Consider the following 13,313-nt stretch of genomic DNA (forward strand, 5'->3'; position numbering starts at 1 on the left):
GAATCAGGTGGGTGATTTCTCGGTTTTTAGGGATATAGTTTTAAACTATATATCTGACTACATAATAACAATTTGTGAAATCAAACAAATTGTGAGATACTAGTACGGTATTATTTTTAAGGAGAAAGAATCATGAAAATTAAAAAATGGCTTGGTGTAGCAGCCCTTGCTACAGTCGCAGGTTTGGCTCTTGCAGCTTGCGGAAACTCAGAAAAGAAAGCAGACAATGCAACAACTATTAAAATTGCAACTGTTAACCGTAGCGGTTCTGAAGAAAAACGTTGGGACAAAATTCAAGAATTGGTTAAAAAAGACGGTATCACTTTGGAATTTACAGAGTTCACAGACTACTCACAACCAAACAAGGCAACTGCTGATGGCGAAGTAGATTTGAACGCTTTCCAACACTATAACTTCTTGAACAACTGGAACAAAGAAAACGGGAAAGACCTTGTAGCGATTGCAGATACTTACATCTCTCCAATCCGTCTTTACTCAGGTTTGAATGGAAGTGACAACAAGTACACTAAAGTAGAAGACATCCCAGCAAACGGAGAAATCGCTGTACCGAACGATGCTACAAACGAAAGCCGTGCGCTTTACTTGCTTCAATCAGCTGGCTTGATTAAATTGGACGTTTCAGGAACTGCTCTTGCAACAGTTGCTAACATCAAAGAAAATCCAAAGAACTTGAAAATTACTGAATTGGATGCTAGCCAAACAGCTCGTTCATTGTCATCAGTTGACGCTGCCGTTGTAAACAATACCTTCGTTACAGAAGCAAAATTGGACTACAAGAAAGCACTTTTCAAAGAACAAGCTGATGAAAATTCAAAACAATGGTACAACATCATCGTTGCGAAAAAAGATTGGGAAACATCACCTAAGGCTGATGCTATCAAGAAAGTGATCGCAGCTTACCACACAGATGACGTGAAAAAAGTTATCGAAGAAACATCAGACGGTTTGGATCAACCAGTTTGGTAATAAGAAACAGGGAGGTGGGAGAGAAAATTCCACCTCTTGCTTTTGTATAGAGCATGGATTGTAAAGAAGACTATAGGTTCATAGAAAGGTAGAGAGAATATGGTTTTTCCTAGCGAACAAGAACAGATTGAAAAATTTGAAAAGGATCATGTGGCCCAGCATTATTTTGAGGTTTTGCGTACCTTGATTTCTAAGAAGTCGGTCTTTGCCCAACAGGTGGGTCTCAAAGAAGTTGCTAACTATCTGGGTGAGATTTTCAAACGTGTTGGGGCTGAAGTGGAGATTGATGAGACTTATACGGCTCCCTTTGTCATGGCGCATTTCAAGAGTTCGCGTCCAGATGCTAAGACTCTGATTTTCTATAACCACTATGACACTGTGCCAGCGGATGGGGATCAGATCTGGACAGAGGATCCCTTTACTCTTTCAGTGCGCAATGGCTTCATGTATGGGCGTGGGGTTGACGATGATAAGGGTCATATCACAGCTCGTTTGAGTGCTTTGAGAAAATACATGCAGCACCATGATGATTTGCCTGTCAATATCAGTTTTATCATGGAGGGAGCGGAGGAATCCGCTTCGACAGACCTAGATAAGTATCTGGAAAAGCACGCTGATAAACTCCGTGGAGCAGATTTGTTAGTTTGGGAACAAGGGACCAAGAATGCCTTGGAGCAGCTAGAAATTTCTGGTGGAAATAAGGGGATTGTGACCTTTGATGCCAAGGTAAAAAGTGCGGATGTCGATATCCACTCTAGTTATGGTGGGGTTGTGGAATCAGCTCCTTGGTATCTCCTCCAAGCCCTACAGTCTCTTCGTGCCGCAGATGGCCGTATCTTGGTTGAAGGTTTGTACGAAGAAGTTCAAGAGCCAAATGAACGTGAATTGGCCTTGGTGGATACTTACGCCCAACGAAATCCAGGGGAAATCAGCCAGATTTATGGTTTGGAATTGCCTCTCTTACAAGAGGATCGCGCAGCCTTTCTAAAACGTTTCTTTTTTGAACCTGCTCTCAATATCGAAGGGATTCAGTCAGGTTACCAAGGACAAGGGGTTAAAACGATTTTGCCAGCAGAAGCCAGTGCTAAGCTAGAGGTTCGTTTGGTTCCTGGTCTAGAACCGCATGATGTTCTGGAAAAAATTCGGAAACAGCTAGACAAAAATGGCTTTGATAAGGTAGAATTATACTATACCTTGGGAGAGATGAGTTATCGCAGCGATATGAGCGCACCAGCCATTCTCAATGTAATCGAGTTGGCCAAGAAATTCTATCCACAGGGCGTTTCAGTCTTGCCGACGACAGCGGGGACAGGGCCTATGCATACGGTCTTTGATGCCCTAGAGGTGCCAATGGTGGCCTTCGGTCTAGGAAATGCCAACAGCCGAGACCACGGTGGAGATGAAAATGTGCGAATCGCCGATTACTACACCCATATTGAATTAGTAGAGGAGCTGATTAGAAGCTATGAGTAGAGATATTATCAAGTTAGATCAGATCGATGTGACTTTTCACCAAAAGAAGAGAACCATCACAGCGGTCAAGGATGTGACCATTCACATTCAAGAAGGGGATATCTACGGAATCGTTGGATATTCTGGAGCAGGGAAATCAACCCTTGTACGGGTGATTAATCTCTTGCAAAAACCATCTGCAGGGAAAATTACCATTGACGACGATGTGATTTTTGATGGCAAGGTGACCTTGACGGCTGAGCAGTTGCGTCGTAAACGTCAAGATATCGGAATGATTTTCCAGCATTTTAACCTCATGAGCCAAAAGACAGCAGAGGAGAATGTAGCCTTCGCCCTCAAACACTCTGGACTTAGCAAGGAAGAAAAGAAGGCTAAAGTAGCCAAGTTGTTGGACTTGGTTGGCTTGGCAGACCGTGCTGAAAACTACCCTTCACAACTATCTGGAGGGCAAAAACAGCGTGTGGCCATTGCGCGTGCTTTGGCAAATGATCCAAAAATCTTGATTTCAGACGAGTCAACTTCTGCCCTTGATCCTAAGACAACCAAGCAGATTTTGGCCTTGTTGCAAGATTTGAACCAAAAATTAGGCTTGACTGTTGTCTTGATTACGCATGAAATGCAGATTGTCAAAGACATTGCCAATCGTGTGGCAGTTATGCAGGATGGGCATTTGATTGAAGAGGGCAGTGTCCTTGAAATCTTCTCAGATCCTAAACAACCTTTGACTCAAGACTTTATCTCAACAGCTACAGGTATTGACGAAGCCATGGTCAAAATCGAGAAGCAAGAAATCGTGGAACACTTGTCTGAAAACAGCCTTTTGGTGCAACTCAAGTATGCAGGTGCTTCAACAGACGAGCCACTTTTGAATGAATTGTACAAGCATTATCAAGTAACGGCTAATATCCTCTATGGAAATATCGAAATTCTCGATGGTACTCCTGTTGGAGAATTAGTTGTGGTCTTGTCAGGTGAAAAAGCAGCGTTGGCAGGTGCCCAAGAAGCCATTCGTCAAGCAGGCGTACAACTAAAAGTATTGAAGGGAGGACAGTAAGATGGAATCATTGATTCAAACCTATTTGCCAAATGTCTATAAAATGGGTTGGGCTGGTCAGGCAGGCTGGGGAACAGCCATCTATCTAACTCTTTATATGACAGTTCTTTCTTTCATCATCGGAGGGTTCTTGGGGCTAGTGGCAGGTCTTTTCCTTGTTTTGACAGCGCCAGGTGGTGTCTTGGAAAATAAGGTCGTTTTCTGGATTTTAGATAAGATTACCTCTATTTTCCGTGCGGTACCATTTATCATTCTCTTGGCAGTCTTGTCACCCTTCTCTCATCTAATCGTAGGAACAAGCATTGGTCCAAATGCGGCTATCGTACCGCTATCTTTTGCAGTCTTTGCCTTCTTTGCCCGTCAAGTACAGGTTGTCTTGGCTGAGCTAGATGGTGGTGTTATTGAGGCGGCTCAAGCTAGCGGAGCGACATTCTGGGATATCGTAGGTGTTTACCTATCAGAAGGTCTTCCAGATTTGATCCGTGTGACAACTGTGACCTTGATTTCCCTTGTTGGGGAAACCGCTATGGCTGGGGCGGTTGGAGCTGGTGGTATCGGTAACGTAGCCATCGCTTATGGGTTTAACCGCTACAATCACGATGTGACCATCTTGGCAACCATCATTATCATTTTGATTATCTTTGCAATCCAATTCTTGGGAGACTTCTTGACTAAGAAATTGAGCCATAAATAAAAAAGAGCTAGGAAATCTGTACATCATTCATAGGAGTTGTCGTTATAGTCAAGACTTGAAATTTTCTGTACTGGTTGCTATCAACCGTTACTTTTATGAGTAAGAGAGTTAAGAATTGTGGGGAGTCAATATGCAAAATCTGGGAGAAGTTTTTAAAGAATTGAGAAAGAGTCGGAATGTATCTCTACAGGAGGCGACGGGAGGAGAGTTTACTTATTCCATGCTGAGCAAATTTGAGCGTGGAGAAGCAGACTTATCATCTATGAAATTGATTACTGCCTTAGATAACATCCACTCTGATTTGAATGAATTTATGTACTTGGTACGTGGTTTTTCTCAGAAAAAGGTTTTGGCTTTTCAAGAAAATCTTTGGGATTTATATGACAGAGAAGGGATTGATTCTCTCCATTCCTTGTATGAAGAGATGACTCAAAAGTATAGATCAAGTGGTGAAACAAGCTATCTTTTACAAATGATTCGTATCAAAAGCCTTCTTGTGTTTTTTGATTCAGAAATAAGAGCAACGGATGAAGAACTGACTTTTCTCTATGACTATTTTTTTACTATTGACATCTGGGGAAATTATGAATTGGAACTATTTTCAACGATTTCTACTTTGTTTCCTCTGCCCCTCTATTTTAAATATTCTAGGGAGATGTTACAAAAGACGGATTTATTAGGCTCTTTACCTAGTAACAAAGTTGGTATTGACACCATTTTAATTAATGGACTCTTTAAAGCGATAGAGGAAAAGGATAAATTAAAAGCAGATTATTTTATCTTTCAGATTGAAAAACGAGAATTGCCAGAATCTCAAGCTTATCTTAAAATCATTTATATGATTGCTAAAGGGTATTATGATACTATTTTTAATGTAAAAAATAAGGGTCTTGAGAAAATCCAGAGAGGCATTACAATCTTACAAGATTTAGAGTATGTAGATGGTGCAAGATACTATGAAAACTATTTTGCAAATCAGCTCTCAAATAAAGATTTGTAATATATTCCAATTACATTGACCGATGAAAAATAAATGGGTTTGTAGATGGAGTGATAAATAGCAGTTTCTAGGCGCTAGAGTTTCTATTTTCAGAAAAAATATATTACAAAAAAGTGGGGAGTCCCGCTTTTTTTGTTAGACTGGATTCAATAGAATACTCTTTGAAATGTGAGAAATGTCTGTTATGAAACTATTTTTAAAACATCATTTATTTAGGATACTTACCTTATCGAGGTTTTTAAGCTCAAGTGGAGCTTATATTTATAATCTGGTATTTATCGTTTATGCTGCGAGTCTACCCTTTAAAAATATAGCTGTATTTATGGCGAATATGATTACGATTTTACCTTTCCTATTTACTTTTTATGTTGGGATTAAGGCTGATCATACTCGAAATAAAGCAGGGACAATTATTTGGGTTGGTTGTGTGCAAAGTCTACTATTTCTTTTGATTGCTAGTGTGATTCATGACCAGAACTTCGTGACGTTTGCTTTTATCTGTATGGTTAATATCTGTTCAGATATTTTATCGGATTATACAGCAGGCCTTCGTATGCCGATTATCCAGCATAATATTTCGGAAGATAAGCTCTATGAAGCTTATTCATTTACTCAGTTTGTTTCCTATTTATCAAATCTAGGAGGTCAAGCCTTAGGAGTGTGGTTACTCACAACCAGCAATCAAAATTTTTCTTTTGTTGCGATTGTGAATGCTGGCTTCTTTTTACTATCTTCTCTTATTTTGTTCAAAAATAGAAGAAAATTGACGCATTTGTCTGTAAGTGTAGAGGATAAGTCGATTAGTTTACTCCAACAAGTTAAGGCAATCTATGCGGACATGGATGATATATTTAGACAGAGAGAAAGTAAATCATTGTTTAAAATTATTCTTGTCATTTTGGTAATGAATACTTTGGGAGGAGCTGTTGGAGGTATTTATCACTTTTACTTATTAGACCATACTATCTATCATCTCAGCTATGCTCAGGCCCTATTTTTAATTGAATGTGTTAGCTTGGGAGGAGCTATTCTTGGTAGCCTAACTCCCCATGATTATTTTGGAAAATTGTCGTTTTCAAGTTTGCTATCGCTCAATGCAATTCTGTTTGTCTTGCTTGCTACTGCTAATATTTTAGATTTTTCTCCTCTAGTAGGTGTTGTTTGCTTAGCCTTTGTCATGTATTTGATGTCGAAATCAATGCCTAAATTAGATACTCTGTTATTGTCTAATTTGAGTGCGGATGTATTAGCTAGAAGTAATAATCTCTTGAGTATGATTTTTTCTTTAACATTACCTTTAGGGATGTCTGTATTTTCCTTCTTAGCTTTACAAGATATCAGGCTTTGTTGGTGGGTATTTTTGGTAGTGAGTGTGATAGGGTTGATTTTATCACTAGAAAAAAGAAGTTTTTCAGGTAAAAAATGTTAACCTAGGAAAATCAGGCTTACTAGAAGGTCTTCCAGATTTGATCCGTGTGACGACTGTAACCTTGATTTCCCTTGTTGGTGAGACCGCTATGGCGGGAGCAGTTGGTGCTGGTGGTATCGGTAACGTAGCCATTGCCTATGGATTTAACCGCTACAATCACGATGTGACGATTTTGGCAACCATTATTATCATTTTGATTATCTTTATAATCCAATTCTTGGGAGACTTCTTGACCAAAAAATTGAGCCATAAATAAAAAAGAGCCGGGTGGCTCTTTTTTAGTAATCAGATTTTCTGTGCCAATTTTTTACTCAAGGCTTGTCCAATCAAGGCACCCACTAGGGCTCCGATGACAATACTTGCTATAAATAGAAGGATGGTTCCAGGGTTTGGCGCGACCATGATACGGTCGATATATTCTTGGGATTTTCCTCTTGCTAGAAGGGTTGCCATATAGGCTTTGGGCGCAATCCACATAAGTAAGATTGGGCCAGTTGAGCTGAAGGCAAAAATAATAAAAGAAAGAAAGTTCTTTGTTTGGTCCTTGTATTTTCCGAGGCTAGCTACTGCATCTGCTAGCAGGCCACAGATAATTCCAGGAAGGAAGGCACCGGCACCGTGTTTAGTTCCCAAGAAAAAGAGAGCAATGACAAGGCCGATAGTGGTAATGGCTCCAAAACGTGGAACTTTTGCGATTAGAATCATATAGACGCCACCGCCGACAAGGGCAGTAAAAGCAGGCGCATAAAACATGTTTCCAGTTTGATCAAAGAGATTGCCCAAAAGGACACCAATCCCCATGGAGAGGAAGTAAAGAACTGCAAAAAGCAGTGTAGTTAAGATAGATTTCTTCATGAATTGTCTCCTGATAATTTTTTCACAATTCTCATTGTATCACGGTTTGAAGGGATTGTAAATGGGCACTAGAAGTTTTTGAAAACGCTTGAAATATGATATAATAGTTTCATAGTTATTTTTAGGAGGATATCATGGGGAGATTTTTAGACTTTGTCTTTAATCGTTTCTTTTTAGGGATGATTGCGACAGCCTTCTTTTGGCTATTAACTTTAGCAGGAGGGATTATCCTTGGTCTAGCGCCGGCTAGTGCCACCTTGATGAGCCTATATGCAGAACATGGTTATAGCTTTCGGGAATACAGTTTGAAGGAGGCGTGGTCTCTTTATAAGCAAAATTTCGTCTCAAGCAACCTGATTTTCTATAGCTTTTTAGGGGTGAATCTAGTTTTGGTCTATGGCCTGTATCTCTTGGTGCAATTGCCTCATCAGACTATTATTCATTTGATTGCGACCTTTTTGAATGTCCTAGTAGTTGCCCTGATCTTTTTGGCTTATACAGTATCTTTGAAATTACAAGTTTATTTTGATTTGTCCTATCGAAATAGTCTCAAACTATCCTTGATTGGCATCTTTATGAGCCTAGCGGCTGTGGCCAAGGTTCTCCTTGGGACAGTGCTACTTGTGGCAATTGGTTACTATATGCCTGCCCTACTTTTCTTTGTAGGAATTGGGATGTGGCATTTCTTTATCAGTGATATGTTGGAACCGGTCTATGAAAGTATCCATGAAAAATTGGCGACAAAATAGAATGAAGCAGTTTTGGCTACATACGCTTCTAAGAACCTACAGTTCAGTTATGATGATTATTATTGCGAGTTTTGCAATCTTACTCTCTTACGCTGACTGGGATTCACGGGAAAAGGAAGCTCAAAGAGTAGCCCAACGTGTAACCACTCGAACAGTCGATGAGGTGGAGTATTATTATCGGGAGTCAGCCCAACTGGCGCAAGATTTAGTAGCCAATCAAGACCGGATACAAGGGGTTTATAAGTACTTTAGCTTGTCAACTTCTGAGTATTTTTATTGGCTATTGGAGCATCAAGCAGCTTCGTCAACTTCTATCTCTCTGTATGAAAACATTGATGATCTTTATGTTCAAAATGACTCTATAACGGGTGTTGCAATCGTCTTGCAGGATTTTAAAGAAGTTTATGTTTCAACAAGGGATAAAAGAAGTGGTCATATCTTGCCTGCTGAGGCCTTTAAACCAGAGGCCAATAGTTTTGGCATTCCAGTTCTGGACCCAGCAACGGATCAATCTATAGGAGTGATTTACATCTCCTTGGATCCAGAAGTCTTATATCATGCCATTGACAATACCCGAGGTCATATCCCGATGGCTGTGACTGTAACATCACCATTTGATACGGAGATTTTTCATATTGGTGAGAGGGTCAATAGGGAACATGAGAACTGGTTTGTCGGTTTTACCTCTCATGGATATCAGGTTCAGGTGGCAGTTCCTAAAAACTTTGTTTTACAAGGAACAGTGGCTAGCTCTGCTTTGATTGTGGGCTTGAGCCTTCTCTTTATTGTCATTCTCTATCTGACTTTGAGGAAGACCTTTGCTAATTATCAAAAGCAGGTAGTGGACCTGGTGGATTCCATCCAAGCTATTGCCAAAGGACAAGAAGGTCTTCGCATTGATACGCTTGAAAAGGATCAGGAATTGCTCCTAATCGCGGAGACGACCAATGATATGTTGGATCGCTTGGAAAAGAATATCCATGATATTTATCAGTTAGAGCTTAGTCAAAAAGATGCCAATATGCGGGCCTTGCAGGCGCAAATCAATCCTCATTTTATGTATAATACGCTGGAATTCTTGCGCATGTATGCAGTTATGCAGAGTCAAGATGAGTTAGCAGATATCATTTATGAATTCAGTAGTCTCTTGCGTAACAATATTTCTGACGAAAGAGAAACTCTTCTCAAACAGGAATTAGAATTTTGCCGTAAATATAGCTACCTCTGCATGGTTCGCTATCCCAAGTCCATTGCCTATGGTTTCAAGATAGATCCAGAGTTAGAGAATATGAAGATTCCCAAGTTTACCTTGCAACCGCTGGTAGAAAATTATTTCGCGCATGGTGTTGACCACAGACGGACAGATAATGTGATTAGCATCAAGGCTCTTAAACAGGATGGTTTTGTGGAAATTTTAGTGGTCGATAATGGCCGTGGTATGTCAGCTGAAAAACTGGCAAGTATTCGAGAAAAATTAAGTCAGAGACATTTTGAACACCAAGCCAGTTACAGTGATCAAAAGCAATCTATCGGGATTGTCAATGTCCATGAGCGTTTTGTGCTCTATTTTGGGGATCGATATGCTATTACTATAGATTCTGCAGAGCAAGCAGGTGTTCAGTATCGTATTACAATTCAAGATGAGTAGAAAGGGAGAAAATGTATAAAGTATTATTAGTAGATGATGAGTACATGGTGACAGAAGGTCTGAAACGTTTGATTCCCTTTGATAAGTGGGATATGGAGGTCGTCGCAACAGCCAGTCATGCCGATGAAGCCCTAGAATATGTTCAGGAAAATCCTGTCGATGTGGTCATTTCCGATGTCAATATGCCCGACAAAACAGGGCTTGATATGATTCGGGAGATGAAAGAAATCTTACCAGATGCAGCCTATATCCTACTTTCGGGTTATCAGGAGTTTGATTATGTAAAAAGAGCAATGAACCTTAGTGTGGTGGACTATTTGGTCAAGCCTGTTGATAAGGTAGAGCTGGGAAATCTGCTGGAGAAGATTGCAGGTCAGCTCGGCGAGAGAGGAAAGAAAAGTCAGACCCTTAGTCAAGATTTAGATGAGGATGGATTTGTTAGTTATTTAGGGGATAAGGAGAATTGGTGGATAGGTCTATCCAAGGAAAAGCAAGGCTCCTTCACCATTCCCTACTATGTCTTGGGTCAAGATTGGCAGATTTTTATTTCTGATCAACCCCTAGATGGTTTAGTCGTTACTCCCTTTGAAGCTCCTTATCAAGAACACTTTGAACGCTGGAAGCTGAATGCTGAGAAAGCCCTCTTTTACGGCTCTGTAAATCTACAACAGTCTGAGAGTCTCTTTACCTATTACGAACCGATTTATAGGGTTATCATTCAGGGAAATCTCAATCAAATCGTAGAAGAGTTAAATCTCTTGGAGAAGGTGGTTCTTGAAAATACGCCGCGTGTTCCGATTACCAAACAGCTTTTTATCCAGTTTGTCATGGATGTCTTCCACTTGTTTGAACACCTCAAAGCTGATGATATGACGGACATTGTCAAAACCATTCATGCTATTCAATCCTTCGATGAATTGGTTCTTTATATCAAGGAAACTCTGACCCGATTCTTTGGACAATACCGGATGAATGAAAATGTGGTTAGTGTGCTAGAAGTCATTGGGCGTGATTATCAGAAAGAACTTTCCCTCAAGGATATCAGTAAGGATCTCTTTATCAATCCTGTCTATCTAGGACAGTTGATCAAGCGTGAAACCAATTCGACCTTCGCAGAATTACTAAACAAACAACGAATTAAGGCTGCCCAACAGCTCTTGCTTTCAACCAGTGACAGTATCGAAGATATTTGTTATGCTGTTGGTTACAGTAATGTTGGATATTTCTATAAAGTTTTCCGAAAATTGTGCGGAAAATCGCCAAAAGCCTACCGAAAACAGGTAGAAACTACACTATAATATTTGTATCCCTTTACAAAAAGTGCTATAATATTGATAATAATATCAGGAGGTTCTATTATGAAAAAGAAACCGATTTATCTATGGGTCTTGCTAATCTTGTCTGCTCTTATTTCAGCTACGTCTCTGTTTGAACTTTTGAAGCCCTTACCTAGCAAAGAAGTCCTTCGTGCTGCTCAAAAACAAGTTGCAGGGGTCAGTGCTCAGCAGGTAGAAGATAGCATTAATTACAGCTATAGAGTAGCAGAAGCATCTCATTCTATTTTTAATGTTGCCTTGATTGTGCTGTCTGCTATTTTAGTGGGAGTAGCGATTGTCTTCCTTGTTCGTAAGAATTTGCAATATGCAAACTATACTTATGTTGGCTATGTTTTGTTAGCTATTATTGGTTCAATTTATACCTATGTGACTTTGCAAGACGCTGTGCAGTTGCTTCAAGATGAGACCATGCGTTTGACAATGAGTATTGGTTCAAAAGCTGTTAGCATTTTCTATATCGTCATCAATGTTCTCTTCCTAGCCCTTGTCTTCTACAAGATATGGCGTCAGCAAAAAGCCTTGGCAGAAGAAGAGGAAACAGAAGAACTTGCCTAAGTATTGACAAAAAACAACTATCAAGATACAATCTTGGTAGTTGTTTTTCGATTAAAAATAAAATCATGGAGGTACATATGAAGACAATTTCTTTAGTTTATATCAGTCTGAGTGGCAACACTGAGAGTTTTGTGACACGCTTGAAAGACTATCTCTTGTCCCAGTACGAGGGAATAGAGGTTCAAAAGATTCATATCAAGGATTTGGTCAAAGAAGGCCAAGATTTCTATGAAATGGACAATTCTTATGTCGCTTTTTTACCGACCTACCTAGAAGGTGGGAATGGCGTTGATAACGGAGATGTCGAGATTTTGACAACACCAGTGGGGGATTTTATCGCCTATGGTGACAATGCTAGTAAGTGTTTTGGCGTGGTTGGCTCAGGAAATCGTAACTTTAATAACCAATACTGCCTGACAGCCAAGCAATACAGTCAACGTTTTGGTTTCCCTGTATTGGCTGACTTTGAAATGCGAGGCATGCTGGAAGATATCAAACGTGTCGCAGCGATTGTCTCAGATTTGTATGAGTTGGAAAGTTGAGCTTAGGCTTGGCTTTTTTATTATCTTAGGCAGTTGTATCAGCATTCTTACTTTTTATGCTTCAAGAGTTGATTGATATGGTCCACTTTTTTAGCTTCTCTTTTATAGAGAATAGCCCAAATGATGAGGTAGACAATCGCAAACTCGATAATGAGCTGGAGATAGAAGATCCAGTGAAAAGGAAACCAACCTGCCAGAGTTGCTAGTGGGATAAAGCCAGCCAGCATGAGGAAGAAATGGGTCATAGTTGCACGGAGCAAGCTCCAGTCACGGCTGAATAATCGTTTACCAAAGTTGAAGAGAATACCGATGGCTGCCCAGATAAGAGTACAGTAGAGCAAGACCAAGGCACCGTGAACCTGATGTTGAGCCATCACTTGTCCGATCAGAGATTCAGGACTCAGTGGTGCGTAGGTATTTGGTGCATAAATGAGTGAAAAGATGATAGAGAGGATGAGGCCGATGAGGACACCAGCAGCTGCGTCGTGGAAGATTTGTTTTTTCATAGTTCTAATTTCTCCTTGATGGTTTTTAGATAACGGCGTGAAGAATAGGTGAAGCTTTCGTTTTTCAAGAAAATTTCTACTAGGCCGTTTGGGGTTAGCTTGAGATGAGAGATGGAGTTGATATTGATGATTTCTGATTGGGAAATTTGGATAAAATTGGTTGGCAGAATTTCAAGAACCTGATAGAGTCGTAAATCAATATTGTAGGTCTGGCTAGCCGTTTCTGCAAGAACCTTCCGATTCTCGATATAGAAGCGCTGTATCTTACCAATCTTAACTAGATAGACCTGATCATCAATCTTTCCTTTGATTGTTTCTTTTTGGTCCAGATTTTCTGCGAACTCGATGACTTTCTGGATTTTATCGGTTTCTTGAGGTGCTTGGACAATCAGCTTTTCCTCCTTGTAAGTTTCACTAATCTGTAGTTCTACTTTCATAAATTTCTCTCCTTGTTTTTCATACAAAATTGTGATCACTTATTGTA

The 13,313-nt window shown here is 40.0% G+C and carries 14 protein-coding genes and 1 pseudogene; 12 read left to right on the top strand and 3 right to left on the bottom strand.

What is annotated here, in order from left to right:
• The first annotated feature begins 132 nt into the window (after positions 1–132).
• The 7 genes and pseudogenes from M1G12_RS04030 to M1G12_RS04060 form a co-directional block, all read left to right on the top strand.
• Positions 133–987, top strand: a complete 855-nt coding sequence (locus M1G12_RS04030) for a MetQ/NlpA family ABC transporter substrate-binding protein (protein ID WP_000694523.1) — start codon at positions 133–135, stop codon at positions 985–987.
• Positions 988–1,086: 99 nt separating this feature from the next.
• Positions 1,087–2,460 carry a M20 family metallopeptidase gene (locus M1G12_RS04035; protein ID WP_060627390.1) on the top strand — a complete coding sequence of 458 codons (1,374 nt, stop codon included), beginning with the start codon at positions 1,087–1,089 and terminating at the stop codon, positions 2,458–2,460.
• Positions 2,453–3,514: a methionine ABC transporter ATP-binding protein gene (locus M1G12_RS04040; RefSeq protein WP_000085666.1), complete on the top strand. Its 1,062-nt coding sequence runs from the start codon at positions 2,453–2,455 to the stop codon at positions 3,512–3,514. The genes M1G12_RS04035 and M1G12_RS04040 overlap by 8 nt, the downstream gene beginning before the upstream one ends.
• A 1-nt stretch (position 3,515) precedes the next feature.
• The gene (locus M1G12_RS04045; RefSeq protein WP_000444647.1) at positions 3,516–4,208 is read left to right on the top strand and encodes a methionine ABC transporter permease; all 693 of its coding nucleotides are present in this window, start codon (positions 3,516–3,518) and stop codon (positions 4,206–4,208) included.
• 262 nt (positions 4,209–4,470) lie between these two features.
• Complete coding sequence (locus tag M1G12_RS04050) at positions 4,471–5,208, top strand: Rgg family transcriptional regulator (protein WP_247949436.1); 738 nt, start codon at positions 4,471–4,473, stop codon at positions 5,206–5,208.
• 184 nt (positions 5,209–5,392) lie between these two features.
• A complete protein-coding gene (locus tag M1G12_RS04055) occupies positions 5,393–6,637 on the top strand; it encodes an MFS transporter (protein ID WP_247949437.1) in 1,245 nt (414 codons plus the stop codon).
• A gap of 16 nt (positions 6,638–6,653) precedes the next feature.
• A pseudogene (locus M1G12_RS04060) lies at positions 6,654–6,893 on the top strand (ABC transporter permease); the annotation flags it as partial.
• Positions 6,894–6,922: 29 nt separating this feature from the next.
• On the opposite strand, the gene M1G12_RS04065 reads toward M1G12_RS04060, so the two are convergent.
• Positions 6,923–7,492, bottom strand: a complete 570-nt coding sequence (locus tag M1G12_RS04065) for an MptD family putative ECF transporter S component (RefSeq protein WP_020902672.1) — start codon at positions 7,490–7,492, stop codon at positions 6,923–6,925.
• Positions 7,493–7,626: 134 nt separating this feature from the next.
• Here M1G12_RS04065 and M1G12_RS04070 point away from each other — a divergent pair, with 134 nt between their 5' ends.
• The 5 genes from M1G12_RS04070 (at position 7,627) to nrdI (ending at position 12,323) form a co-directional block, all read left to right on the top strand.
• Complete coding sequence (locus M1G12_RS04070) at positions 7,627–8,241, top strand: YesL family protein (protein WP_000532357.1); 615 nt, start codon at positions 7,627–7,629, stop codon at positions 8,239–8,241.
• A complete protein-coding gene (locus M1G12_RS04075; protein ID WP_338322253.1) occupies positions 8,219–9,889 on the top strand; it encodes a sensor histidine kinase in 1,671 nt (556 codons plus the stop codon). The genes M1G12_RS04070 and M1G12_RS04075 overlap by 23 nt, the downstream gene beginning before the upstream one ends.
• Positions 9,890–9,900: 11 nt before the next feature.
• Positions 9,901–11,187, top strand: coding sequence for a response regulator transcription factor (locus tag M1G12_RS04080; protein ID WP_247949438.1), 1,287 nt, complete (start codon positions 9,901–9,903; stop codon positions 11,185–11,187).
• Positions 11,188–11,247: 60 nt separating this feature from the next.
• Complete coding sequence (locus M1G12_RS04085; protein ID WP_247949439.1) at positions 11,248–11,781, top strand: ABC transporter permease; 534 nt, start codon at positions 11,248–11,250, stop codon at positions 11,779–11,781.
• A 77-nt stretch (positions 11,782–11,858) separates the two neighbouring features.
• Positions 11,859–12,323, top strand: a complete 465-nt coding sequence (gene nrdI / locus M1G12_RS04090; RefSeq protein WP_247949440.1) for a class Ib ribonucleoside-diphosphate reductase assembly flavoprotein NrdI — start codon at positions 11,859–11,861, stop codon at positions 12,321–12,323.
• A 47-nt stretch (positions 12,324–12,370) separates the two neighbouring features.
• Here the strand turns inward: nrdI and M1G12_RS04095 are convergent, their stop codons facing one another.
• The gene (locus M1G12_RS04095) at positions 12,371–12,829 is read right to left on the bottom strand and encodes a DUF3021 domain-containing protein (RefSeq protein WP_000743962.1); all 459 of its coding nucleotides are present in this window, start codon (positions 12,827–12,829) and stop codon (positions 12,371–12,373) included.
• Positions 12,826–13,266 carry a LytTR family DNA-binding domain-containing protein gene (locus M1G12_RS04100; protein WP_000861976.1) on the bottom strand — a complete coding sequence of 147 codons (441 nt, stop codon included), beginning with the start codon at positions 13,264–13,266 and terminating at the stop codon, positions 12,826–12,828. Before M1G12_RS04100 ends, M1G12_RS04095 begins: the two co-directional genes overlap by 4 nt.
• Positions 13,267–13,313: the final 47 nt, after the last annotated feature.

It is taken from the genome of Streptococcus mitis (assembly GCF_023110375.1).
GTDB classification, from domain to species: domain Bacteria; phylum Bacillota; class Bacilli; order Lactobacillales; family Streptococcaceae; genus Streptococcus; species Streptococcus mitis_CI.

Bases quoted from the DNA above. Each gene is read 5' to 3' on its own strand.
- M1G12_RS04085 (WP_247949439.1), top strand. From the start codon at position 11,248: ATGAAAAAGAAACCGATTTATCTATGGGTCTTGCTAATCTTGTCTGCT.
- M1G12_RS04030 (WP_000694523.1), top strand. From the start codon at position 133: ATGAAAATTAAAAAATGGCTTGGTGTAGCAGCCCTTGCTACAGTCGCA.
- M1G12_RS04100 (WP_000861976.1), bottom strand. From the start codon at position 13,266: ATGAAAGTAGAACTACAGATTAGTGAAACTTACAAGGAGGAAAAGCTG.
- M1G12_RS04055 (WP_247949437.1), top strand. From the start codon at position 5,393: ATGAAACTATTTTTAAAACATCATTTATTTAGGATACTTACCTTATCG.
- M1G12_RS04045 (WP_000444647.1), top strand. From the start codon at position 3,516: ATGGAATCATTGATTCAAACCTATTTGCCAAATGTCTATAAAATGGGT.
- M1G12_RS04035 (WP_060627390.1), top strand. From the start codon at position 1,087: ATGGTTTTTCCTAGCGAACAAGAACAGATTGAAAAATTTGAAAAGGAT.
- M1G12_RS04050 (WP_247949436.1), top strand. From the start codon at position 4,471: ATGAAATTGATTACTGCCTTAGATAACATCCACTCTGATTTGAATGAA.
- M1G12_RS04080 (WP_247949438.1), top strand. From the start codon at position 9,901: ATGTATAAAGTATTATTAGTAGATGATGAGTACATGGTGACAGAAGGT.
- M1G12_RS04040 (WP_000085666.1), top strand. From the start codon at position 2,453: ATGAGTAGAGATATTATCAAGTTAGATCAGATCGATGTGACTTTTCAC.
- M1G12_RS04095 (WP_000743962.1), bottom strand. From the start codon at position 12,829: ATGAAAAAACAAATCTTCCACGACGCAGCTGCTGGTGTCCTCATCGGC.
- M1G12_RS04075 (WP_338322253.1), top strand. From the start codon at position 8,219: ATGAAAAATTGGCGACAAAATAGAATGAAGCAGTTTTGGCTACATACG.
- M1G12_RS04065 (WP_020902672.1), bottom strand. From the start codon at position 7,492: ATGAAGAAATCTATCTTAACTACACTGCTTTTTGCAGTTCTTTACTTC.
- M1G12_RS04070 (WP_000532357.1), top strand. From the start codon at position 7,627: ATGGGGAGATTTTTAGACTTTGTCTTTAATCGTTTCTTTTTAGGGATG.
- nrdI (WP_247949440.1), top strand. From the start codon at position 11,859: ATGAAGACAATTTCTTTAGTTTATATCAGTCTGAGTGGCAACACTGAG.